At 43.1% G+C, this 24,516-nt stretch carries 19 protein-coding genes, 1 tRNA gene and 1 pseudogene; 12 read left to right on the top strand and 9 right to left on the bottom strand.

Annotated features, from left to right (window positions below; genetic code table 11):
• The first annotated feature begins 606 nt into the window (after positions 1-606).
• The 8 genes and pseudogenes from ACVW0P_RS07825 (at position 607) to ACVW0P_RS07790 (ending at position 7,706) form a co-directional block, all read left to right on the top strand.
• Positions 607-1,674, top strand: coding sequence for a TonB-dependent receptor plug domain-containing protein (locus ACVW0P_RS07825; RefSeq protein WP_457131581.1), 1,068 nt, complete (start codon positions 607-609; stop codon positions 1,672-1,674).
• A gap of 12 nt (positions 1,675-1,686) precedes the next feature.
• Positions 1,687-3,738, top strand: a pseudogene (locus ACVW0P_RS07820) (SusC/RagA family TonB-linked outer membrane protein); the annotation flags it as partial.
• Positions 3,739-3,749: 11 nt separating this feature from the next.
• The gene (locus tag ACVW0P_RS07815; protein ID WP_457131580.1) at positions 3,750-5,225 is read left to right on the top strand and encodes a RagB/SusD family nutrient uptake outer membrane protein; all 1,476 of its coding nucleotides are present in this window, start codon (positions 3,750-3,752) and stop codon (positions 5,223-5,225) included.
• Positions 5,226-5,251: 26 nt separating this feature from the next.
• A complete protein-coding gene (locus ACVW0P_RS07810; protein WP_354431021.1) occupies positions 5,252-5,410 on the top strand; it encodes a hypothetical protein in 159 nt (52 codons plus the stop codon).
• Between the two features lie 4 nt (positions 5,411-5,414).
• The gene (locus ACVW0P_RS07805) at positions 5,415-5,621 is read left to right on the top strand and encodes a hypothetical protein (RefSeq protein WP_354431020.1); all 207 of its coding nucleotides are present in this window, start codon (positions 5,415-5,417) and stop codon (positions 5,619-5,621) included.
• Entirely contained in the window at positions 5,605-6,564 is a 960-nt protein-coding gene (locus ACVW0P_RS07800) for a sterol desaturase family protein (protein WP_457131579.1), read from the top strand. Before ACVW0P_RS07805 ends, ACVW0P_RS07800 begins: the two co-directional genes overlap by 17 nt.
• Positions 6,565-6,751: 187 nt before the next feature.
• Positions 6,752-7,249, top strand: coding sequence for a hypothetical protein (locus tag ACVW0P_RS07795; RefSeq protein ID WP_457131578.1), 498 nt, complete (start codon positions 6,752-6,754; stop codon positions 7,247-7,249).
• Between the two features lie 115 nt (positions 7,250-7,364).
• Entirely contained in the window at positions 7,365-7,706 is a 342-nt protein-coding gene (locus tag ACVW0P_RS07790) for a HopJ type III effector protein (RefSeq protein WP_457131577.1), read from the top strand.
• Between the two features lie 47 nt (positions 7,707-7,753).
• Here the strand turns inward: ACVW0P_RS07790 and ACVW0P_RS07785 are convergent, their stop codons facing one another.
• From ACVW0P_RS07785 to ACVW0P_RS07765, 5 genes are all read right to left on the bottom strand, one after another.
• A complete protein-coding gene (locus tag ACVW0P_RS07785) occupies positions 7,754-7,963 on the bottom strand; it encodes an LPXTG cell wall anchor domain-containing protein (RefSeq protein ID WP_457131576.1) in 210 nt (69 codons plus the stop codon).
• Positions 7,964-8,051: 88 nt separating this feature from the next.
• A complete protein-coding gene (locus tag ACVW0P_RS07780) occupies positions 8,052-10,772 on the bottom strand; it encodes a family 78 glycoside hydrolase catalytic domain (protein ID WP_457131575.1) in 2,721 nt (906 codons plus the stop codon).
• Positions 10,773-10,775: 3 nt separating this feature from the next.
• Complete coding sequence (locus ACVW0P_RS07775) at positions 10,776-11,639, bottom strand: SGNH/GDSL hydrolase family protein (RefSeq protein WP_457131574.1); 864 nt, start codon at positions 11,637-11,639, stop codon at positions 10,776-10,778.
• Positions 11,640-11,803: 164 nt separating this feature from the next.
• Complete coding sequence (locus tag ACVW0P_RS07770; protein ID WP_457131573.1) at positions 11,804-12,496, bottom strand: adenylate/guanylate cyclase domain-containing protein; 693 nt, start codon at positions 12,494-12,496, stop codon at positions 11,804-11,806.
• Positions 12,497-12,871: 375 nt separating this feature from the next.
• Positions 12,872-13,552, bottom strand: a complete 681-nt coding sequence (locus tag ACVW0P_RS07765) for an SGNH/GDSL hydrolase family protein (protein WP_457131572.1) — start codon at positions 13,550-13,552, stop codon at positions 12,872-12,874.
• A 114-nt stretch (positions 13,553-13,666) separates the two neighbouring features.
• On the opposite strand from ACVW0P_RS07765, the gene ACVW0P_RS07760 reads away from it, so the two are divergent.
• Both ACVW0P_RS07760 and ACVW0P_RS07755 read left to right on the top strand, forming a co-directional pair.
• Positions 13,667-15,301, top strand: a complete 1,635-nt coding sequence (locus ACVW0P_RS07760) for a hypothetical protein (protein WP_457131571.1) — start codon at positions 13,667-13,669, stop codon at positions 15,299-15,301.
• 47 nt (positions 15,302-15,348) lie between these two features.
• Positions 15,349-15,831, top strand: a complete 483-nt coding sequence (locus ACVW0P_RS07755; RefSeq protein ID WP_457131570.1) for an ankyrin repeat domain-containing protein — start codon at positions 15,349-15,351, stop codon at positions 15,829-15,831.
• A 44-nt stretch (positions 15,832-15,875) separates the two neighbouring features.
• Here the strand turns inward: ACVW0P_RS07755 and ACVW0P_RS07750 are convergent, their stop codons facing one another.
• The 4 genes from ACVW0P_RS07750 to ACVW0P_RS07735 all read right to left on the bottom strand — a co-directional run bounded on the left by ACVW0P_RS07750 (position 15,876) and on the right by ACVW0P_RS07735 (position 21,065).
• Complete coding sequence (locus ACVW0P_RS07750) at positions 15,876-18,041, bottom strand: catalase (RefSeq protein ID WP_457131569.1); 2,166 nt, start codon at positions 18,039-18,041, stop codon at positions 15,876-15,878.
• A gap of 2 nt (positions 18,042-18,043) precedes the next feature.
• The gene (locus ACVW0P_RS07745; RefSeq protein ID WP_457131568.1) at positions 18,044-18,580 is read right to left on the bottom strand and encodes a YciE/YciF ferroxidase family protein; all 537 of its coding nucleotides are present in this window, start codon (positions 18,578-18,580) and stop codon (positions 18,044-18,046) included.
• 174 nt (positions 18,581-18,754) lie between these two features.
• The gene (locus ACVW0P_RS07740) at positions 18,755-19,345 is read right to left on the bottom strand and encodes a DUF1543 domain-containing protein (protein WP_457131567.1); all 591 of its coding nucleotides are present in this window, start codon (positions 19,343-19,345) and stop codon (positions 18,755-18,757) included.
• A gap of 7 nt (positions 19,346-19,352) precedes the next feature.
• Positions 19,353-21,065, bottom strand: coding sequence for an FAD/NAD(P)-binding protein (locus ACVW0P_RS07735; RefSeq protein WP_457131566.1), 1,713 nt, complete (start codon positions 21,063-21,065; stop codon positions 19,353-19,355).
• 237 nt (positions 21,066-21,302) lie between these two features.
• Between ACVW0P_RS07735 and ACVW0P_RS07730 the strand changes: the two genes are divergently transcribed.
• On the top strand, positions 21,303-24,005 hold the full coding sequence (locus tag ACVW0P_RS07730) for a hypothetical protein (protein ID WP_457131565.1): 2,703 nt from the start codon (positions 21,303-21,305) through the stop codon (positions 24,003-24,005).
• 384 nt (positions 24,006-24,389) lie between these two features.
• Positions 24,390-24,463 (top strand) — tRNA-Pro (locus ACVW0P_RS07725).
• Positions 24,464-24,516: the final 53 nt, after the last annotated feature.

The following is a 24,516-nucleotide window of genomic DNA, read 5'->3' as shown; positions in this document are numbered from 1 at the left end:
ATTTAATTTACGTTATTACCAAATATAATTAATAATTGATGTTAAATCCAAACTTTTTTAAAAAATTTAATAAGTTTATTAGAGTTAGTAAGATTTTAAGCTTGTGAACTTTTTTTTACTGCAAATTTATAGGTGATTGTCGGTAAATCAGAGAATTAACGGCATATAATTGTAATAGAGTAAACAACTATCACCGTTTCATTATAAATTATAATATAAAATCTATAGAACTTGTAGTTATTAAAAAGATATTTATATTTGCAGTGTAAAATCTACACTGATGAACAGTTTACATCCGCTTAAAGGATCAAATTTCATTCTTATCCCGATGCTAATGCCTGGTGAGGCAGGCGTCTGTTGTTGCTGTTAAAACGCAACCCTTTCCATTTAATTTTTTCCTGGTTCAGCATTCAATAGGGCGCAGCCCAACGGATTGATGCTACTTAAACAAGAACTCACCACACATGAAATAAGTTTTTATAAAAAAAAACCGGCAAGGAAGCCTTGCCGGTTGTGTAGATGAAAGATCAGCTCTGTAACGGCAATCACTCACTGATCTTCATCCAGGTTTACTAATGCATAACATCAAATAAACTTTTTAAAGATATGGAATATTATATCCATGGAAAAAATAGAGCCTTAAAGTTTCTCAAATTATTCGTACTGCTCTTATTACCAATAGCCTCTTTCGCACAAACCGAACCACAGCCAACTATTAATTCCCGGTTGGAGGGCACGGTGCTCGATTCTACCACAAAGCAACCCGTTCCGGGTGCAGTTATCCGCATCAAGGGGGCTACCAATGCCGCTGCTACAGATCTAAATGGCAAATTTCAGTTGATTACCGGTCAGCGCTTTCCTTATACCTTATCTATAAGCTATTTGGGTTACAAAACCCGCGAAGTTATAGCCAGTGGCAGCCCAGTTACCATTAGTCTTGTAGAAAATATTAACCAACTGAACGATGTGGTTGTAGTAGGGTACGGAACCCAAAAACGCAGCGACATCACCGGTTCGGTTGCATCTGTATCTAAAACACTGCTTAACCAACCTGCAGCATCGTTCGATAATCTTTTGCAAGGCTCGGTATCCGGCGTGGCAGTAACGCAAAACTCCGGGCAGCCGGGTAGCTCGGCAACTATCCGCATCAGGGGAGGTAACTCTATCTCATTTGGTAACTCTCCGCTGTATGTTATCGATGGCTTTATTATCTATAACAACAACGATAACGTTAACATCGGTTCTAACGGGCCAAGCGTTAACGCGCTATCTACCATCAACCCCAGTGATATTGAATCGATAGAGGTGTTAAAGGATGCCTCGGCTACAGCTATATATGGTTCGCGGGGGGCAAATGGTGTGGTAATTATTACCACCCGCCGTGGTAAAAAGGGCACTAACAATGTAAGCTTCAGCACCTACGCGGGTCAGCAACGCATAGCCAAAAAGCTCGATCTGTTAAATGGCTCACAATGGGCATCGTTAATAAACGATATAAACCTGAGTGATAATGTTGCTAAAACCTATACAGATGCCCAGGTTACTGCCTTTGGGAACGGATCTGATTGGCAAAGCGCGGCACTTCGCAATGCCCCGCAGTATAATGCTGAGCTTTCCGTTTCGGGTGGTGATGAGAAGTCGAGATACCTTATATCGGGCAATTATTTCAAATAGGATGGTACGCTTTTAAACACCGGATTTGAACGCTTTAGCGGGCGGGTAAATATCGAACGAAATGTTAGCGACAAATTCCTGGTATCGGCCAACATCTTCGCCAGCCGCTCTACACAAAATAAATTATATGGCAGCAGCTACAACAGTATAGGTTTTGGAGGCGCGTATGCCAATTTAGTTAATACCAGCCCTATCGCGCCCATCCGTAATACTGATGGCAGTTTTAATACAAGTAATCCTTTCAATGCTACACCAACCAATCCGCTTCAGGATATTAAATCAACAATAAATACGGCGTACTTAACCCGCACGTTGGGCAACATAGCAGGCGAATACAAACTATTAAGCGACCTGGTGTTGAAAGTAACCGTTGGCGCCGACCTGTTAAATACCACGCAAAACTATTATGCGCCGTCTTATGCTGGCTCGCCCGCCGGCAGTTCAAACGGGTATGCCGCGCAAGGTTATGCCTCCATAGGCTCAGGATATGCTAATAGCTGGCTTAATGAGAATACTTTAACATACAACCATACCTATGCAGAAAAGCATTACTTAAACGTACTGGCAGGGTACACCACCCAGTATGAGCAGGCAGCCTCATCGGTAGCTATCGCCCAAAAATTTCCTAACGATCTTACCTCGTTCAATAACCTGTCTTATGCCGGTGTTGCCAATTTGCCAACATCAAGCGGCCGCAGTTCGTCGTCAAATTCTTATTTGGGGCGGATAAACTACTCATTTGAACATAAGTATAATGTTACCATTTCCGAACGTATAGACGGTTCTTCGAAACTTGGCGCTAATAACAAATGGGGTTTCTTCCCTTCAATCGGTGTGTCGTGGAATGTAAATAAGGAGGCGTTTCTATCGCAAAGCAAAACCATAAGTAACCTTAAGCTTAGGTTAAGCGCGGGCCAAACCGGTAACTCCGAAGTGCCAGCCTATAGTTCGCTGGTTACACTGGCTCCAACCAACTATTATTTTAACAGCACGCTGGTTACAGGTATCGCCCCTTTACAATTGGCAAACCCTGACCTTAAATGGGAAACTACTACCCAATATGACGCCGGTTTCGACCTCGGTTTGTTTGATAACCGCATTAACATCGTATTAGATGCTTACTACAAAAAAACAACCGACCTGCTATTAAATGTTCCATTGCCTTTTTATACAGGTTATGCCAGTTTGTTACAAAATGTGGGTAGTGTAGAAAACAAGGGAATAGAATTTAGCTTAAATACTGATAACATTAAAACCAATTCTTTTTCGTGGAAAACCAATATTGTTATAGCAGCTAACCGTAACAAAGTATTAAACCTTGGGCCAAACGTTAGCAGTTATTTCCCGCTTGCACCAACGGGCAGGCAATCGCCGGTTATTGTTAAAATAGGCCAGCCGGTAGGCACTTTTTGGGGATATGGCACAAACGGTTTGCTTACCGCTACAGATATAATTAACCATGTACCGCTGCTTACCGGCGTACCACAACAGGTAGGCGATACCAAATTTGTTGATACCAATGGCGATGGCACCGTTACAACCGACGACCGCCACAGCCTCGGCAGTGCCCAACCAAAATTTACAGGTAGCATCACCAATACATTCACCTATGGGCATATAGATCTTTCGGTTTACTTGCAGGGATCATACGGAAATAAAATTTTTAACCTGTTGCAGCAAACGTTGGAGCGGCCTACACTTACGCTTAACTCATCGGCGACGTTACTTAATCGTTGGAGTCCAAGCAACCCTAACGGTACCGTACAACGAGCAACAAACGCCCCTGTACCACAGGTTACTGACAGATATATAGAGAATGGCTCTTACTTAAGGTTAAAGAACGTATCGTTTGGTTACAACTTTAGCAGCGGGTTGCTTTCAAAAATACATGCCAAGCAGCTTCGCGTTTATGTATCGGCACAAAACCTGGCCACCATCACCAAATACAGCGGCCTCGATCCTGAAGTGAATTTTTATGATAACGACAACACCAAGCAAGGTATCGATTACGGGAGCTACCCGTCAGTCAGGACGTTTCTTGCGGGTTTAAATGTCACCTTTTAATTAGCCCAACTATGAAAAATAGTATACAAAATATAGTAGTTACAATATCAGTTTTAGCGTTTGCATTAACATCATGCAAAAAACTGAATGAGGACCCTGACTCCATAATTGTTTCAGATCAGTTCTATAAAACACAATCAGATGCCGTATCGGCAGTTAACGCGGCTTATAGCACACTAAATAGCGACCCTGCCGGCGATTTTCCGCTTTATGGCCGCCAATTAAACTTATTGGTAGAGAACGGGAGCGATAACCAGGTTTACAGTCCAAGCAATACAAACCCCGATGTCCGTGCCTTGGGCACTGCAACCTTTATATCGGCTAATAGCCGGGTGCAAAAAGTATGGCAGCAATTATACTTCGGCATTAACCGGGCTAACATTGCCGTAGATAAGATCCCCGCTATACAGTTTGATACCACTACAAGGGCAAGATTGGTGCGCGAAGCTAAATTTTTGCGCGGGTTGCTTTATTTTAATTTGGTAAGGCTATATGGCGCTGTGCCGCTTGTGTTACACGATCCTACATCTATTAAGCTAAGCGATCTTAAGGTTCCGCGTACATCTGTAGACGGCGTTTACACGCAGATCATAGCCGACCTGAAAGATGCCACCAACTTACCCAAAACATACAGTGGGGCTGATAAGGGCAGGGCATCAAGCGGTGCAGCGCATACATTACTTGCAAAGGTTTATGTAACCCGAAAGGACTGGCCCGCAGCCCAAAAAGAGTTGGAAACGGTTATTAATGGTGGTTATAGTTATGCTTTGTTCACCAATTACCGGGATGTATTTCAAAAGCCGACTAAAAACGGGGTAGAGCATATCTTTTCGGTACAGTTTGAAAGCAATCTTGGCGCTGTTAACAGCACCCAAAACCTGAGTCAAAGCTTTTCGTCGTTCAACCCGGGCACACTGCCAATTGATATCCCGGCAGACCAAAACCTGGTGAAGTTATTTACTACAGCAGACAGCCGCCGTGACGTGACTTTCTACAGCGAAGTATTTAATGGCGCCACCGGCAAAACCGTGGTTTACAGCAATGCCTACACGCCATACTTTAACAAGTTTGTTGATTACAGCTTATCGCCATTAACCACCCAAACACAAAGCGGCATAAATTATCCTGTATTAAGATACGCAGATGTGCTACTGCTTTATGCCGAAGTACTTAATGAACTGAACGGCCCTACTACGGATGCTTACAAGGCAATCGATCAGGTTCGCAACCGCTCGCATGTGGATGCGCTTACTACTGGCTTAAGCCAATCTGCCTTTCGCGATTCGGTGTTTTTAGAGCGGCGTAAAGAGTTTATACAGGAAGGCCACCGTTGGTTTGACCTGGTTAGGAGAGGAGGGACTTACCTGGTTGATGCCCTGCATACGCTGCCTGCAAAATCTGCAGCAAGCGCGAAAAATAATTTGTACCCGATACCACTGGTAGAAATTCAGCAAAACCCTTTACTCACACAAAACCCCGGCTATTAATAAATTTTTCATTAAAACTAAATATTATGACACTATCAGATGTAAACATTTTAGCAAAGAAGATACTGGTGGGCATCATTGTCACCATAGTACCCTTCATCCTCATTTTTGGCGGGCTGTGGCTTACGCCGAGGTTACTTAGTAAAGTAGATAATAACAAACAACACACGCAAATTAAACCATAGCATTATGCAAATAGAAACCGCAACCCGGCAAAGGATAGTGAAGAACGTTTCCCTGAGCCTGTTCATTTTTATACTGCCTATCCTGGCAATGTTCGTCACTTTTTACTTTACCGGTGAGCGCCCTTGGGAACACCAAAAAAAAGGGCAATCAAAAGAAATTAACACATCAATAGACAAAAAAAGCAATACAGAAAATGGAAGCAACGATTGAGTTTTTTAAGAAAGTGATCGAAAACCTGAATGGGTTCGGGTTTCCGTTCCTCGTGTTTTTTATAGGCATAGCCGAATTTTCGTTCGGCCTGTACAAAGGCAAATGGCCAAAAAATGAAAGGTTTGTAGATATCGCCTGTTTTACCTTACCGCGGCTTATCATTCGCCCTGCGGTGGCCTACTTTGGATTAAAATTTTTACCGCAGGTATTACCTGCTTTTAAAAACGACTTTAGCTGGGTGCCATTTTGGTGGGGTTGCGCAATCATAGCAGTGGCAGACGATCTTACCCAATATTGGTATCACCGCCTGCATCATGAGATACCATGGTTATGGCGTTTTCACCGTACGCACCACTCGGCATCGTACATGGGCATGGCTATGGCCAGCAGGCAAAACGCCATTTATACGTTGTTTTTTTCGCAAACCTATTTAACTACCGCTTTGGTTTACCTGGGCCTGGGTATCCCGGCCATTGTAGTGCGAGGTATAAAAGGTACTATAACCACACTGGCACACTCCAGCATACCATGGGATAAACCCTTTTACCAATACAAAGTGCTGCACCCGCTTGCCTGGGTATTAGAACGATTGATATCTACCCCGGCAACACACCACGCGCACCACGCGGCAACTACAGATGATGGTGTGGGTTATTATAAAGGTAATTTTGGCAACATGTTCTTTTTGTGGGATATCATATTTGGTACGGCCTTAATAAGCAGGCAATATCCCAAAGTTTACGGGATTTCGCATTACGAAGGTGACCAGTGGTACGCCCAGTTGCTTTGGCCGATATTTAAATCGAAAGTACCGGGCAGCGAACTTTCTAAAGATGGGCCTGTTGTTAGGCTTGATGATCCGGCCCTCGCCAGCCTGGCTCCCGAAGTTATAAAACAGCCGGAAGTTTCAGGCAACCAAACAAAAACCTATGCACCTGCCTGATTTTTGATTTACAATGCGAAATGCCCGGATAATACCGGGTATTTTGCATTGTAAATATCCTTATCGATGTTGATGGAGGGCTGATATCTGGTTTACAGCCGCTAAAAATATCAATATTGATGTTTTTAGCGTAAGCATTGTTAAGTTTGGGACGGATTATAGCAGTATATGCTTAAATTTGTACGCAATGACTGAACTGAACGAATATGAATGCGAAATGCTGGATGCTGTGCTGGAAGCTTTTGGCATACCGGATAGTTTAACAAGAAACCAGTTGCTCGAACTTTTTGACCAGGACGAGGCCACGGCCTTTGCCCTTGTACAAATACTTACCCGTGAAGGCTTTATTGCTGAAACGGGCAAGCATGGCGATTATGACCTGCCCGAAAAGCTGGTATTGAAACCTAAAGGCGACAAGTTCTTGAAATCGGGTGGCTTTGTGCGTCGTTATACACAGGAGCAGGAAAAACCTGTAGAAGTAAGCGGTACGCTATCTAAATTGCAGCAGCAGAATATGAAGTTGCAAAATGAGAAGTTAAGCCACAAATCGGAAGTAAGTAACCTCAATAAAACCATAGCCACGCTTAAAACCCTTCAATACATATGGTGGGGGCTTATTGTGCTCGCACTCATCATAGGCTATTTTATTGGCCATGCCTACGGCGTAAAAGCCGTGAAGCATTAGTGTTAAACTTATAGATCATATATCTCACATAAAAAGGAAGGCTACATATGTAACCTTCCTTTTTATTAAACACATAACCGAATAGCTTTACTGATATTTGAATAATATAACGAGAATGAAAAAAGAATTATCAGAACTAATTATAGCCCTGAAAAGTAAAGCAGCTAATTTTAGTGATGTTATAGCATTTATTGAAACTTACTATACGCATCAACCAACCGCGTTTAAAAATGGTGATGCTTACAACGAGGCTACTCAAAACCAAGGTAGTGCCAAGGTGCTTGCCTTTGCCAAATTGCATAGTCTTAGTAAGGACGATACACTCCAATTATTTGCAGAGCATTATCAATCGGTTTTAGATACGCCAGACGCAGAAGACCACCAGAATATCAGGCAATTTATGGCTAACGGATGGCAGGGGATGGCCTTTGAAGGAAAAGCTTTATCAGCTAAATAAACGAAGGCCGCAGTTAATCACCGCGGCCTTTGTATTTCAGGAAGCACTTATAGCGCTTTTATTTCTGTTTTTAATTTCTTTTTAACTTTCTTTTTTAGGTAGTCTTTAGCGTGTTCTTTAAACTCATCGGCTGCCTGATTTATCTCTCTTTTTTTGCGGATATATAAATAAGTTATTGCCCCTGCAAACATAGCGCCTATGGCCAATCCTGCAATTAAAATGCCGCTGTTATCTTTTTCTTTGAATGGGTTTTTCATATCAAATTTTTTAAATGGACGTATTTAATTACGATCCGGTTATTGATATAACTATTACATCATCCGTTTTGTTTAGTTGATATATTCATTATTTCCAACTTGTAACAAACTGATATTTTCCAGATCCTGCCTCGATTAACTGGTATCCCGGTGTGTTCTCTTTATCTTGAAGCAACCGTAGACTTTTGCCATTTTCTGTTACCAAGCCGTTATTTTGGATGGGGATCTGAATGGTGGCGGTTGCGTTTGCCGGTATCTCAATATCCAGGTATAACTTACCAGCAGATATTTTCCAGTGCGATCTTACCATACCGTAGTTGGTTTCATAATCGGCGTTAGCATAACTTAATGCGCCGCCTAAAGTTGGTTTAATAATAATGTGCTTATAACCTGGGCCATCAGTTTTGGTATCTATACCGGCAATAACGCGGTACATCCAATCGCCAATGGCGCCATAAGCGTAGTGGTTGTACGAATTCATGGATGGGTCTTCAAATGTGCCATCGGTTTTAATGCCATCCCAACGCTCCCAAATGGTGGTTGCACCCGCTTTTATCGGGTAAAGCCAGGATGGATAGGTATCCTGTAGCAATAGTTTGTAAGCAACATCAGCATGGCCAAACCTGCTCAACACATGGCAAAGATACGGCGTGCCCAAAAAGCCAGTAGTTAAATGATAATTGTATTGTTTAATGTTTTTAACAAGCCTTTGCGCTGCTTGCGGCCTCAAACTTTCGGGCAGCAGATCAAACGCGAGCGCCAACACGTAGGCCGTCTGCGTATCTGATGAGATTAATCCGTTTGGCGTTACGTATTCTTTTAAAAACGCGTTTTTAATTTGGGTGAGTAGCTTTGTGTAATAAAGGTCGTCAGCTTTTTTATTAAGCACTTTGGCTGCGTTGATCAGGTTTTGTGTGGAGTAAGCGTAAAAGCACTGCGCTATCAGATACTTATTGGTAATTGCCGATGAACCATCACGATCATTATTTACGCTGTAGAAAAGCCAGTCCCCAAAATGGTCGCCGGTATTCCAAAGGCCGTTCTTGGTTTGTTTTTGGATAAACTTTACCCATGCCTGCATACTTGGATATTGATTTTCCAGGATCTGTTTATCGCCATAGGCAAGGTACATGGTCCACGGTACAATGGTTGCCACGTCGCCCCAGCCTGTGCTGCCGCCGACTTCATGATTGCCGGTTTTAAAAACATCAGGAATTATAAATGGGATACTGCCGCCGGGATATTGGTCTGCAGCTACATCTTTAAGCCATTTGGTGAAAAAGTTGTGCGCATCCATGTTGAAGGTGGCGGTGCGTGCAAATACCTGTGCATCGCCTGTCCAGCCCAGCCTTTCATCACGTTGCGGGCAATCTGTGGGTACATCCAAAAAGTTCCCTTTTTGCCCCCATTGGATGTTATGCTGAAGTTGGTTAAGCAAGGGGTTTGAGCATTCGAAACTACCCGTTGGCTTCATATCCGAATAAACAGCAACAGCTTTAAAATTGGCGGTATCAAGCTTGCCGCGTAACCCTTCCACCTTTACAAACCTGAACCCCTGCCAGGTAAACTGTGGCTCGAAGACCCGGGTCGACGTGTCTTTTAAAATGTATATATTTTGGGCCTTTGCGGCCCTGAGGTTTTCGGTATAGAAATTGCCGGCCTTGTCCAAAACCTCGGCATGCGAGATCTTGACAGAATCGCCCGCCTTGCCCTTTACCCTAATGCTAACCCAACCTACCAGGTTTTGCCCAAAATCAATCACCTGTTCGCCAAGCGGAGTTTTGATGACCTTTACAGGAGCAAAGTTTTCGTGCTTGCGTACAGGTTCGTTGTATGTGGCAATAAGGTTATCCATAGGGTACGATTGCAATTTTACACCTGCCCATTTCTTATCATCAAACATCGTTGTCGCCCATCCCGGTTGCTCCAGCCGGGTATCGATGGTGCATCCGTTATAAATTTCGGCAGAGCGCACGCTCCCGGTCGATGATTTCCAGTTCTCATCAGATAACACCCTTTGGTGCGAGCCGTCCGTATAGGTAATGTCAATTTGTAATAGCATTCCGGTTTGTTTTCCGTAAAAATCCGGCCTTGGGTTATATGGCCCCAGCGGACTGCGATACCAACCATTGCCAAGCGTTACACCTATGGCATTGCCGCCATGTTTTATCAGGTTTTTAACATCGTAAGCCTGGTACTGTAAACGTTTGTTGTAGCTGGTCCATCCGGGAGCAAGATAATCATTCCCAATTTTTTTGCCATTGATCTGCGCCTCGTAAAAACCATGGGCGGTTATATAGGCAGTTGCAGCCTTAATTGTTTTTTGCGAATTAAAGGTCGCCCTAAGCAAAGGGGCAGGGCCATTGATCTCGTTATTTACAGCCGGGCCTATCCATTTGGCATGCCAATCGTTTGTGGAAAGAAGGCCCATTTGCCAGTAAGCACGCCCAGTCCACGGCGATGCATTACCATAGTTATCCCAAACCCTCACGCGCCAAAAATACTTGCTGCCTGCCTTAAGCGCTTTGCCACGGTAAGCCACATAAATTGATTGATCTGAAACTACCTTACCACTGGCCCAATAATGTGTATTAGCTTTGGTTTCGATAGTATCAACCTCAATTTCGTAGGCCTTTTGGGTTACGTTACGCCTGGTGTCCTCCACAATTTTCCAGCTAAAGCGTGGTGTTTTGCTGTCTATACTGATGGGGTTTTCCAAGTTTTCGGTACGTAAGGTGGTAACAGAAACCTGGGCCTGTGTTAACTGGGCCAGCAGGAGGCAGGCAATGCCTGGAAATAGTTTCTTCATTAATTAATTTTCGGTTAGGTTCAGCTTTTTAAATGCTTTTACAACGTTTTTAGTAATCACTTCGTAACCTTTATCTGATGGGTGCAGGCCATCAAAGGTCATTTTTTGTGCTTCGATGGGGTAGGGGTAATCATCCACGCCCGGTTTAAAAGGAATATCAATTGAGTGTGGATATTTATAATTGGTGTAGTTCCCGAGCGCGTCTTTTAACCTCTTAAATTTCACGGTGTTTTTTATGCTGAGGACTTTATTCTGATACAGGTCAACCACGGGCAGGTTTTCATATTTGCCTATTGCAAATATGGCGTTTGCAATAGCTTCTAAAGTTTGGCCGTTCTTTTCTTTGTAATTGCCGTAAGCGTTGTTGTGTGGGTCGTTAATGTAAACAAAATCGTTACGTTGCATCGGGGTTATCAGCACAATCTTGGCGGCTGGGTTAAGGCTGCGGATCTTGTTAATGATCTTACGGAAAGCGCCGGATGATGTACCTATACCGGTGTCGTTTTTATAATCATCGAGCGTGCCGGCGGGCATACCACCCCACCAGTCATTTGTGCCCAGAAAAACGGTGTAAACATCCGCCTTAACAAGGCCAAGGGTCTCAATTTCTTTGGCGATGCCCGGCGTAGACCAACCGTTATGCCCCTGGTTAACGTATTTAATATACGGTAAGGCTTCGGTAACACCTGTTAAATATCCTTTCGTGACCCTGTTTTTTGTTTCGTCGAGATGGTCGTTCAGGTAGGTGATAGAGTCGCCGATGGCAACCCACTTAACCTCTTTTTGGGGAGTAAAAGATAGTATGAATAGTGCTGTAAGTATAAAAAGGGCATTTCTTTTTAAAAGAGTTATTTTGCCGTGAGCCATAGGTATGGGTAGTAATTGGTGATTGGCAAATTAATTAAATGTTAGCAGATAACTGTGTCACACTGTTGCGAATCATCACAAAAAATACAAGCACAAAAAAATCCGCTGTATTTACAGCGGGTTTTTGCATTTAATATATGATAGACTTATAGAAATAAGGCGTCCTATCCGGAGATGGCTAATAAATAATCCATACTCAGGGTGTTTGATGCTAACTGGTGGTTATTATCATATGGTTTACCAGCCAATCGGATCTGCTGGTTTCGGGTAATGCCTTGCAGGTGCACGGTTTGTTTATCAAGGCCAAGCCCGTTAACATCAAGCATATTGTAGGCATATTCCGAGATCAGCATATCGTTATTCAATTCTTTTGTTTTAGCCTGTAACCGCGATGCGATGTTAACAGGTAAGCCCATAACAGAAAGTTGCGCGGGTGCGTCTAATCCAAATTCGCCTACAAAAACACGGCCTGCATGTAAACCAACGCCTATCTGTAATGGGCCACCATGGAATGGCACCGCATAAGCATCGTTAAACAAGTTAACGGTTTGGAACATAGTTTTTGCAGCCTGGTAAGCGTTATTCACCGCATCGCGAAGCCCGGTTTCTAAACCAAATACCGCATATAAATTATCGCCGGCTATTTCTACCACTTTGCCCTGCAGGTTTTTAACGATCTGGTTAAAGGCAGTGAACAAACGGCGCACAACGGTAATAACGGCCTGCTCGGGCTGCGATTCCATTAAGCCGGTAAAATTGCGGATGTCAAGAAAAAGTATAGCTAACTCGCGTTCTTCATCGGGCGCAGAGTGGTTGAGAGCGGGGCAAGTATTTAGTGATAAGCAGGTGTTTTGCATGTTGTTTAGTAGTTGTTATACTGATGTAGACGCAAACCTCACCAAAACATTTTAAATAAAATGGAGATTTTATTTTCCTGAGATAGGGGTGACAGCATTTGTATTTTTAAATGACAGACGATTGCCGTAAACAACAAAAAAGGGCACTGTCCCACTTTTAGTTATATAAGCGAGACGCTTTTTATAAAAAATTGATATTCAGGTAATTGTATTTTTATAAACTTTACTTATACTTAAAGTTATTATTCATTAAATAAATTCAATTATCTGTATAACAAATACTTAAGAATATTTGAGAGGGTGTCCCATTTCATTTTGAATGGGACAGCATGGGACACCTCATTTTTTTGATTAGTAGCTTACTAATTATACTTTTTATTTACTATTCAGCGCTTTCTTTATAGCTTGTTTAGCCAAAGGTGCCATAATTTTATAACCGGCAAGGTTGGGGTGCACACCATCTTTAGAAAGGTTGGCGGGCAGGCCGCGCTTATCATCGGCCATGGCGGTAAAATAATCCAGGTAAACCATATTATTTTTCGCAGCGAACGTTTTTAGCATATCGTTTAAGATCTTTACTTTTTCGGTAGGGACAATCGCCGGTCTCCAGGGGAAAACATTTGCAGGCAATACTGATGACAGCACCACCTTTATGCCATGTGTTTTAGCCAACTCGGCCATGGAAAATATGTTACCAGCCACATCTTTTATTTTAGACGGACCATTGTTTTCGGCGATGTCATTTATACCCGCGAGTATCACTACCGCAGCAGGTTTCAGGTTGATCACATCCTCGCGAAAGCGAAGTAGCATTTGCCCTGTTGTTTGGCCGCTTATGCCACGGTCTACGTAATTGTTAGCTGCAAAAAAGGTTGAATCGTTTACGATCCAAAAATCGGTTATCGAATCGCCCATACACACTACACGCTTTTCTCCCTTAGCAGGTGCGGCCAACTTGCTGTTAGCTTCTTCGTAACGTTTAATATTTGGCCAGTCCTGTGCCGATGCAGTTAGGGTAATGGCCATAAATGATAATAGTAAAAGAGCGTTTTTCATAGTAGGTGCAATTTATAAAATATATGTATTAACCGTATATACGTGATTCCTTTTTATCTATTGCCTTGCACAAAAGATACTAATTACTAAATTAGCCATCCTTACAACAAACTTATGTTAAGACGCAATTTTGTAAAACTCTCTGCCGCCGGTTTTGCCGCGGTAATGTACAGCCGTTTAACTTTTGCCAATGCTATTGGCAATTCGCTTATTAATAACCCCGACGAGGCCTTTGCACAGGTTAACGACCAATGGATTAAACTCGCCGGTAAAGGCGGGTCGGTATTTACCTACCGGGATATAAAAGTTGAAATTAAAACAAGCGGTAACGCGCAATCTGTTCATGTGCAAGCGCCCCTTAGCGACTTGCAGGCAATACGGTTTAAATGGAAATATCAGACTGCTAAATACACCAAAGTTTTTGGCGACCATTGGGAACGCAGCTACGGCGACCTTGTATGGCGCGCGCCTGATGCTAACACTAAGAACCCATGGTATGCACTGTTATATGATGATAACCAAACCGCTTGCTTTGGTGTGAAAACCGGTGCCAATACCATGTGTTACTGGGAAGTTAAAGCCGATGCCATAGAATTAACCATGGATACCCATAGCGGCGGGGTTGGTGTAAAACTGGGTCAGCGTACACTGCATGCGGCAGATATTGTGACAGGCCTGAGCAAAACCAACGAAACGCCATATGCTACGCTAACCAATTTTTGTAAGGTAATGTGCACCAAACCACGCCTGCCAAAACAACCTGTTTATGGTATTAACGATTGGTATGTGGTGTACGGCAAAAACTCGTTCCAAACCATTAAAGACCAAACCACCGCCATGGCCGAACTGGTTGGCGATACCAATAACCGACCGTTCTCGGTAATTGACGACGGCTGGCAGCAGCCCGACGATTTTTCGATAGTGAACGATAAGTTTAAAGACATGCACAAAATGGCAGACGAGGTGAAAAGCCACGGCATGCGCCCCGGCTTGTGGACACGCCCCTTAATTGCCCGCAAGGATGACAGCAAAACCCTGCTTTCCCCCAAAATACCGGGGCGAGGGCAGGATGATGAACTGATCCTTGACCCAACCATTCCGGAAAACCTTGCACGCGTAAAACGCAATATAACCCTGTACAAAAAATGGGGTTACCACATGGTAAAGCACGATTACAGTACCTGGGATATTTTTGGTAGATGGGGCATGCAGATGAAAGATACCTTTACCGCGCCCGGCTGGAAGTTTTACGACCAAACCAAAACCAACGCCGAGATCATGAACCAATTATATGGTTGCATCCGCGAAGCGGCAGGGGATATGTATATTATTGGCTGCAATACCGCCAGCCACCTATCTGCAGGGGTGTTCGAACTTAATCGCATTGGCGACGACACCAGCGGAAAGGAGTGGGCACGTACCAAAAAAATGGGGGTGAACACGCTTGGGTTCCGCTTGCCGCAAAACAATACCTTTTATGCAGCCGATGGCGATTGTGTGGGCATCACCAAAGATGTACCATGGGATAAAACTAAAAAGTGGTTACAACTATTGGCAGAAAGCGGGTCGCCGCTGTTTATATCTGCCGAGATAGGGTTTATTGGTGCCGAACAAAAGGCAGCCATTAAACAAGCATTTGCTAACGCCGCCCGTGTACAACCAAACGGCGAGCCTTTGGATTGGCTGACCAACCAGTTCCCCGAGAAATGGAAACTGAACAACCGCGAAGTAACTTTTAATTGGGATTGATTTATCATCGCCGACGGCAAACTATAGCCTCTATATTAAGTTAATAAATGATGGAAAACGTAGACTTAAACGAAGTATTGATCCACGCGGCGCGTAAAGGAGAAATCCCTGTAATTGAAGAACTTTTAAAACAGGGAGTTAGTGTTGAAGCAAAAGATGCTAAAGGATATACACCCTTAATAATTGCATGCTACAATAACCAAATTGAGGCGGTGCGCTTTCTGCTGGATAACGGCGCTGATATAAATGGCGCTGATTTTGGCGGGAACACCGCGCTTACGGGCGTTTGCTTCAAAGGTTATGCCGATATTGCCCAATTGTTAATAGACAGGGGCGCAAATCTAAATCAAATGCACGGTAATGGTGGTACTGCTTTAATGTTTGCCGCTATGTTTGGCCGTAACGATATGCTTAAACAATTGCTTGATGCGGGGGCTGATAAAACCCTCACGGATGCACGTGGGCTTACTGTCTATGAAATAGCCGCCCAGCAAGGTAATGAAGGCGCGTTAGCTGTATTAAATCAATAAAAAAAGCGCCTTGGTTATCAAGGCGCTTTCTGCAAATATTTAAGTTAAGCCGGGATCTTTCTCGGCTTTTCGCGTTCCCAGAAGCGATGTTGCTTTATGGCCTCGATAAATTCTAAGGCCAAGGTAGCTGCACCATCACCTACAATAACACCTTCATCGTTTTCTATTTTTTTGCTGAAATAGGTTGCTTCTAAAACCTGCATAGCACCTGCATCTGCCGCAATTGCTTTACAATGTTTAAAAGCTTCGTTTAGGAAATGTATAGCATCAGGTTCTGCTTCTATCGAAGCAACGCTATTGCCGCCGCCGGGTACATATACAGCATCAAACAATACAGATGCGGCTGTTAAAAAACTTTCATCGGCCTGGATCTTTTCATCGTTAAGCGATGTGATAAACCCTAACCTTGGTGCAATAACGTTAACCGCGCCACCTTCGTTCTCAATGGCTTCTTTAACGGCGAATAAGGCCGTTTCGTCTACCCCATCAGCAGCCAGTATGGCTACCTTACGGGTTTTGATACTGTCTTTAATGGTGTTAGCCATGCTCAATGCTTCTGATTTGGTTAACGAGCCTTCTACCTGTACAGATTCGTAATCTTCTACCGCGGCATCCGCAGGGATACTTTTGTTAATAGGTTTTTCCGGAGATTGAGGTACATGCAGGCCTAATGCATAGGCAACTTCGGCAGCAATGCCTTTATCAATTAGCGATAATATACCCAACATACGTTCGCGAATGGCAACAGTTTTTACTTTACCCAATTCAAAACTCAAAGCATCAACGATGTGGTTTTTTTCCGGGTCTGACTGGCTGTTGAAAAATAACCTTGCCTGGCTAAAGTGGTCAAGGAAACTTTTACTTCTTGCACGGATCTTAGTGGCCTCTATCCGTTCAGGAAAAGTTACATAACCACCCTGCTCGGCCTTTACTTGCTCCGGCGAATTGTTATTAAGCGAATTTGGACTGTAACTGGTTTTGCCCGCATCAATATTTTGACGCGAAAAGCCGTCTCGCTGGTTGTTGTAAACCGGTACTATAGGCCTGTTGATAGGTAACTGCTGAAAGTTTGGCCCACCTAATCGCAATAATTGCGTATCAGTATAAGAGAATAAACGGCCTTGCAATAATGGATCGTTTGTAAAATCGATACCAGGTACAATGTGGCCCAGGTGGAAAGCAACCTGTTCTGTCTCGGCAAAGAAATTGTCGGGGTTTCGGTTCAGGGTCATTTTACCAATACGCTGAACAGGTACCAATTCCTCCGGGATTAGTTTAGTAGGATCGAGCAGGTCAAATTCAAACTTAAACTCATCTTCTTCGGGTACAATTTGTACGCCTAATTCCCATTCAGGAAAAGCGCCGCTATCAATGGCGTCCCAAAGGTCGCGACGGTGAAAATCCGGGTCTTTACCCGATATGTTTTGTGCCTCATCCCAGGCAACAGAGTGCACACCCAATAGGGGCTTCCAATGGAACTTTACAAAGCTCGCAACGCCTTCTGCATTAACAAAGCGGAAGGTGTGTACACCAAAACCTTCCATCATGCGTAAACTGCGGGGTAGGGCACGGTCACTCATGGCCCACATGATCATGTGCGCCGACTCGGGCATTAGTGAAATAAAGTCCCAAAATGTATCGTGAGCCGATGCTGCTTGTGGTATCTCGTTATCCGGCTCGGGTTTAACCGCGTGGATCAAATCAGGAAACTTAATGGCATCCTGGATGAAAAATACAGGCATGTTGTTACCAACAAGGTCAAAGTTGCCTTCCTGGGTGTAAAAGCGTACCGCAAAGCCGCGTACATCCCTTGCGAGGTCAGTTGAGCCCTTTGAGCCTGCTACGGTTGAGAAACGTACAAATACCGGCGTTTCTGTTTCTGTATCATTTAAGAATAAAGCCTTTGTTACGGCCGACTGGCTTTCATACAATTTGAACACCCCGTGCGCGCCGGAACCGCGTGCATGCACTACTCTTTCGGGGATGCGCTCGTGGTCAAAATGGGTTATTTTTTCACGCAAAATAAAATCCTCTAAAAGGGACGGGCCGCGGTCACCGGCTTTTAAAGAATTCTGATCGTCGTTTATTTTTAAACCCGTATTGGTCGTCATCTGCTGACCAGCGGCATCATCCCTAAACTGGCCTAATTGTTCGCTTTTTTGATTAGTTGGTTCGGTGTCCGGTTTTACGGTTTTTTCGTTTTTTGCCATAATTATGCTTGTGTAATGGTTGCGGTAACTTCGGTTAACTTTTCGTCGGCTGTTTTTTCTTCAGCAAGTGTTTGCTCTAAAATAGCAGCTACTTCTGCTAAACCTAATGTTGTTGCTAAAGATGCTAAGCCGCCATAGGTAGCAATTTCGTAATGTTCTACCTTTTGCGATGCCATAATAATACCTACATCACGCGCATCAGTACCGGCTTCGGTGCTTTCAACAATGCCTTCACCTTCTTTGGTAAGGCCTTCCATTGCATCGCATTTTTTTGCAATGATCTTTTCATCCAATAAACCAAATATTTCTTCAAGCCTGCTAACGTGGCCTTTAGTTTCTTCGAGGTGGTTTTCGATAGCTGCTTTTAAATCTGCCGAGGTTGCAGCAGCAATCATTTTGGGCAGGTTTTTAACGAGGTGGTTTTCGGCCCAGTAAATATCCATTATGCCGTCTTTAAAAAGTTCGAGTAAACCAGTGTCGGTTTTTTCAGGCGACGCTGTCGCGAATTTTGGCTCAGTGCCGGTTTCTTTTTTAGCCATGATGTTTTATGTTGTGGTTGTTTTTAACACAATAAATTGTACAAATACAAGCAGCAAAACAGCAAAATGTTTTAACCAGTTAGAAATAAATTAAGTTATAAAGATTTAATAAAATAATCAACAAAAAATCAATAAAGATGAAAGCATTATCATAATTCTCTTATAAACAAGTATCTATGAGAGTTTATCCAGTTTAAAATAACCCAAATGTATCACATCTTCCGGCAAACCGGGGGATGGGGCTATTTTTATTTGATACTTATCTTTAAGAGCTGGAGACAGCATCTCTTCAATGCGGTAAATGTCATCTACATCTATGCCGTATTTATCATCAATGTGTGCATTGGCACCTTTTACCTGTGCGATTGTATTGGTACGGAAGAACACCGTCTTTTTTGATTCGTGGATGGCAAGGCCGCGGTCATTTTGTACGGTAAGCACTACATAATGCTGTTCGGCTAATTGGTTAGCCTGGTAACCGCCAAGATTGATGAAAAACAGTTTGTTATCAGATTGAATAATTGTATCATCTTTCGGTACTACCTTTATAGCGTACCCATCAACGGCTTTTACTTCGCGCCAGCCATCAATATGCAAACTGGTACCTGTGTTACGCCAAAAGGCTTTTATATCGGGCACTAACTCTTTTAACGAGTTGGCGATGCCGAAAAAAAAATCGTGCTGTTCTACATGCCTGCCCGGCGCTTTCGATCCTAATAACAACATGTAAAGTTTTGGGGTATCGGCTAATATTTCGGTATTCATATCTTGTTTAATTATTCAGGATGCTTTTGATGATATGGCCTGATGCTTCCTGGCAAAAGTCAAGCCCGGAGTAGTCGGGGTTGTAACCGCCAATGTACGGGACAGCCATAATATAAATGCGCTCGTTAAATGCGCCGTAATCATCCACCGCCTGGAAGCTGTCATTTATGGCGATGCCCGGCACGGTTAAATAATATCCGCCTTTACCGTCACTTGCCACTTTCTTATTGTCGTTTTCAAGTGCTTTTAGGCCGTTTTTTGATAATTTAAACCACAGTTTTGCCGGGGTGACCGTGCGGTTTTCGCTTAATCCTTTGTACGGAAACTCATCGAACGTAAGGTGTGGCTGGCCTACGCAATCTACATAGGTCTTGTAGGTGTCGGCGTGTTGCTTTCCGTGTTCATCGGTATAATGGTAGATAGCCCCACCTGTTTCAATTGGCTCTACATAGCTCTCGTCACCAACGGTAACTATCTGCAAAGCACCTGCCTGGTGCAAAGCCATCATCTCTTCCACCGAACTTTGAGGTGCGTAAGCTATAACCACTGATATTAACGGCATTAAGGTTTTTTGCAACCTCATCATATCCTCTGCAGAAAAATATTTGGCCGGATAGTTCATCGCAAAGCTTAACACCCCAAGCATCTCTTTCCAATAAACAGACTTGCGTTGTTCGATGGAAATTTCGGCTTCTTTATATTCCATTTTAAACAGTTCGAAAGGTTCTATGCTTTCGCGTTGTTCCATAATGTCGCTTACAACGTCCTCCATGCGCATATCCTTTATCCGCTCGTAAAAATCTGGTTGTTTCTCTATAAAAGCAAGTTTGAAATCTTTTTCAAACACCAGGTCCAGCGATAGAAAACCATTGTTATCGTCGCGGTTTTGCTTGATGTCTTCCTTCGTAAGTTCTGCACCTGTAGCCAGGTGCGAATCTTCGAGATGGAACCTTACCGCAGGCAACAAACCGTTGCGCGAATGCATCACCATCTTGAAGCCTTTGCTGTCGGGTTGGACGGTGTATTTTACTTTACCATCTTCATCCTTATCAAATATTCCGTTATGGCGCGATAAAGTACGTATGGCGTCAATCGCGGTTAAGGATGATCCTCGTATAGCTATGGCCTCATTGGTTGCAAAAGCAAGTTTTACAGGGGGGTAGGGCGAGTCGAAATACCCGGGTATTTTACTCTCATTTTTTTTTGGCCAGTTGTGGCCGGTACAAATTATGATATGGTCAAATTCATGTTTGTGCCGATTATTTATTTCTACAATAACTGTTTGTTGTTCCGGGTTATCGGTTACGTTACTTACGGTACTGTTAAAGTTGATTTCAAACTCAAGGCCTTGCTCTTTTGCTTGTTTTTGCAGCATGCTAAACTGCGCCGTAAGGTATTGGCCAAACAGCAAACGGGACAACACCTTGTACTCGTTAAACTTGTCAGGGTCGATGTGGAATTTGTCGAGCGTGTCTTTAGAAACGGTTTTTATCCAGTCATTGATAGTGGTGACCATTTCAGGGATCTCGTTACCGGATACATTGGTAACATGCTCATCGTTAGCTCCCCTGTTACTGTAGGGCATGCCAGCGCCCAACACATTATTTTTTTCGAAAATGGTGATGGAGAAGTCGTCGCGTTTAGCGTCAACAAACTGCTTAAACATAAACAGGGCACTCGGCCCACCACCCAAGATTGATACGTTTTTCTTATTTCTCAACTTATTAAATGATAAAGTAAAGTATGCTATATGAATTGCAAACAGGATAAATTGTTTTCGATATCGGGGTAACTTTTAAATTTTTTTAATATCCTATTTTTTGTGCCAAATAAGTTAACATAGAAGAGTTAAAAATATTAAACTATCTTCATAAAGCTGATTTATCCTATTAATTTAAGATTTCTACCTTTTTCTTTTCGGTGAAATTCAGTTATCTTTCAGCACTAACTTTATTACATGAAAAGAAAATTTCTGTTGTTGCTTAGTGCAGCATTCTCTTTTGCAATTTTATTCACTGCTTTTACCGACGATGATTGGCTTAACAATCTGATAGCCAACGTGAATAAATGGCGGGATGCGCATCCGCAAGAAAAAGTGCACCTGCATTTAGATAAACCATTTTATAGCATTGGCGAGGATATTTGGTTTAAAGCCTATGTGGTAAATTCAGAAAACGATGAACTATCTACCCAAAGCAATATATTATATGTTGACTTGGTGGATGAGCGCGATTCTGTACACGAAACCAAGGTTGTGCCACTAAGTAACGGTTTAGGAAACGGCGATTTTGCCTTAAGCGATTCGCTGGTTACCGCAGGTAAGTATCACATAAAAGCCTACACCCGCTGGATGCAAAATTACAGCGACGATTTTATTTTCAATAAGGATATTGAGATCGGTGATGCCCGGGTGTCAACAGATGTTTTTGCTAATGCAAAATTCGAATTCGAAGCTGATTCTAAAGTGAAAACAACCATCACCTACTTAAACGTTAAAGATAAAAGCCTGATGGTTGCCAAGCAGGTAAATTATTCGCTGATATCTAAAGAACGTGAACTTTCAAAAGGTAAATTAACTACTGACGCCGAAGGTAAAATAGTGCTCGAAAAAAATATTAGGAAAGAATTTTTAAACGATGCCTATATAGAAACTGAGATCTTCATAAACAAAGCCCAATCGGTAAAAAGAAGATTTGCGATAATAAACAACTCCGGTAAAGTTGATGTGCAGTTTTTCCCTGAGGGTGGGAGATTTGTTAACGGCCTGCGCTCTAAAGTGGCGTTTAAAGCTACACTGCCGGGCGGTTATGGTGCCAATGTAACCGGTTACGTAGTAGATCAAGCCAATAAAACCGTTGCCGAATTTGAAACTGCGCATGCCGGTATGGGTGTATTTCCGTTACAGCCTGTTGTTGGTATCAAATATACTGCTGTAGTAAAAGATGCATCGGGCAAAGAAAGCCGCTACCCAATGCCCGTTGCTGATGACGAGGGGTATGTACTTGCCGTGAACAACAACCGCGCAGACAGTGTAGCCATTATTATATCAACCAGCAAATTGCTTATTGGGAAGGCAGCCGCGTTGGTTATGCAACAAAATAACGTGGTGAAATATGCCATTAAAGCTAAAATAGACCAACCCTATGTTAAGATAAATGTGGCTAAAAACCTGTTTAGTACCGGGATATTACAGGTAACGCTATTGTCGGCAGAGGCCAACCCACTGGCAGAGCGTTTGATTTTTATAGAACATAACGACCAGCTGAAGTTGAATATCAGCAATAACAAAGCCTCATATGGCAAGCGCGAAAAGGTGCAAATGCAACTGGCCTTAAATGATGCCGATGATGTGCCGGTACAAGGTAACTTATCGGTTGCAATAACCGATGCAGGTAAAGTAAAGATTAATGAGGATAAGCAAACTACCATTTACTCAAACCTGTTACTAACGTCAGATCTTAAAGGGTTTATAGAAAAGCCAAACTATTACTTTAACCCGGCAAATGAAGGCAGGGCCAAATATCTTGACTACCTGTTGCTTACACAAGGGTGGCGCCGTTTTAAATGGGCAGATGCGAAGCTTGGAAAATTGGATGGGATTACCTACCAACCGGAAAAAAGCATTGGTGTAAGCGGTAGGGTTACTACGTTAGGCAACAAAGTTATGCCAAATGGTAAACTGACCCTGTATGGAAGTACGCCGCAAGGCACGCTGTTGGTTGATACGGTAACAGATGATAAAGGTAATTTTGTAATAGATGGCCTAAACTTTACCAATAACGTAAAATTTGTTGTACGTGCCAAAAACGCAAAAGGTAAGGATAGGGTGAGGATAGTGCTTAACAAAGTGCCTGCACCAAAATACGAGTCGTATAATGTGGTGGATGATGCCGCGGCAGATAATTTTATTGACTACCTCATGAGCACCCAAAAGCGTTTCGACCAGTTCCCTGCCGGTATGCCGGGCAGGACAACCATGTTGAAAGAAGTTACCATCCGCGATAGAAAAACATCTGATAATAGCATTAAAGGCTCATCTGCACTTGGTTTAAGCGGTGCAGACCGAGTTATTAAGAAAGATAGGTTGGTGGCCTATTCAAGCCTGTTACAGGCGTTTTACGGCGTAGCAGGGATAGAAGTTAGGAACGAAATTGTTTATCGTATTGGCAGGGTTACATCAATTACCCGCCCAAGAGGCGAACCAATGACGGTAATGCTGGGCGGAATGACGATTGACCCAAGTACGCTAAAAGATATCTCGCCGCTTGATGTTGAAGGAATCGAATTGTTCACCTCTGGTGCAAGTACCGTAATTTATGGTGATGCAGGTGTTTGGGGCGTGATACAAATTACGATGAAAAAAGGAGGAGAGATGTACCGCCTACCGATAACCTACCTGGATAAGATATTGGTGAGGGGTTATTCGCCGCAGCGTGAATTTTATTCGCCCGCATACGATCATCCTAACGACAGGGATGCAGAAACTGATCTTAGATCTACCATTTACTGGCAGCCAAACGTAGTTACCGATGCCGATGGTAAAGCCACCGTAAGTTATTTTACTGCCGACGAGCCCGGCACTTACCACGTAGTTGTTGAGGGCCTTAATTTGGAAGGTAAGCTGGCACGCAAGGTGTTTGATTTTAAAGTAGGGAAGTAACGGCAAGCAATAACATATAAATTAAAGCCCCGCGTCACTTGCTGATGCGGGGCTTTTTATCAAAGATCATATTCCCCCTATTTTTTTAATAGTACGATCTTTTGATATTAATAAACCTTAAGGCCCGCCAGTTTTCGGGCGATAAGCTTTTGCAATTTTTACCCTTGTACCGGTAGTATTGCCTGCAATAAAGTAACAACCATTTTAAAACATGGGCAATACTACATATGTAGTATTTTACGCGCCCTAAAAGCTGTTTTAATGTTAATTAAAAATATTTTTAACGCTAAGTTTTTGCAAATGAATTGGTTAAATAAGCCGCTGCAAATTCTTTTAAAAAAAGTTTGCACAGCTATACAAAAAAGCTACCTTTGCAATCCCAATCGGGATGTAGCGTAGCCCGGTATCGCGCCACATTTGGGATGTGGAGGCCGCAGGTTCGAATCCTGCCATCCCGACAACAAGCGATACCAAACTGAGTCAAAACCCTGTAAATGTCTCATTTACAGGG

The organism is Mucilaginibacter sp. UYNi724, from assembly GCF_054057495.1.
Note: the sequence above shows the minus strand (reverse complement) of the source record. Positions and strands in the feature narration are given on the sequence as shown.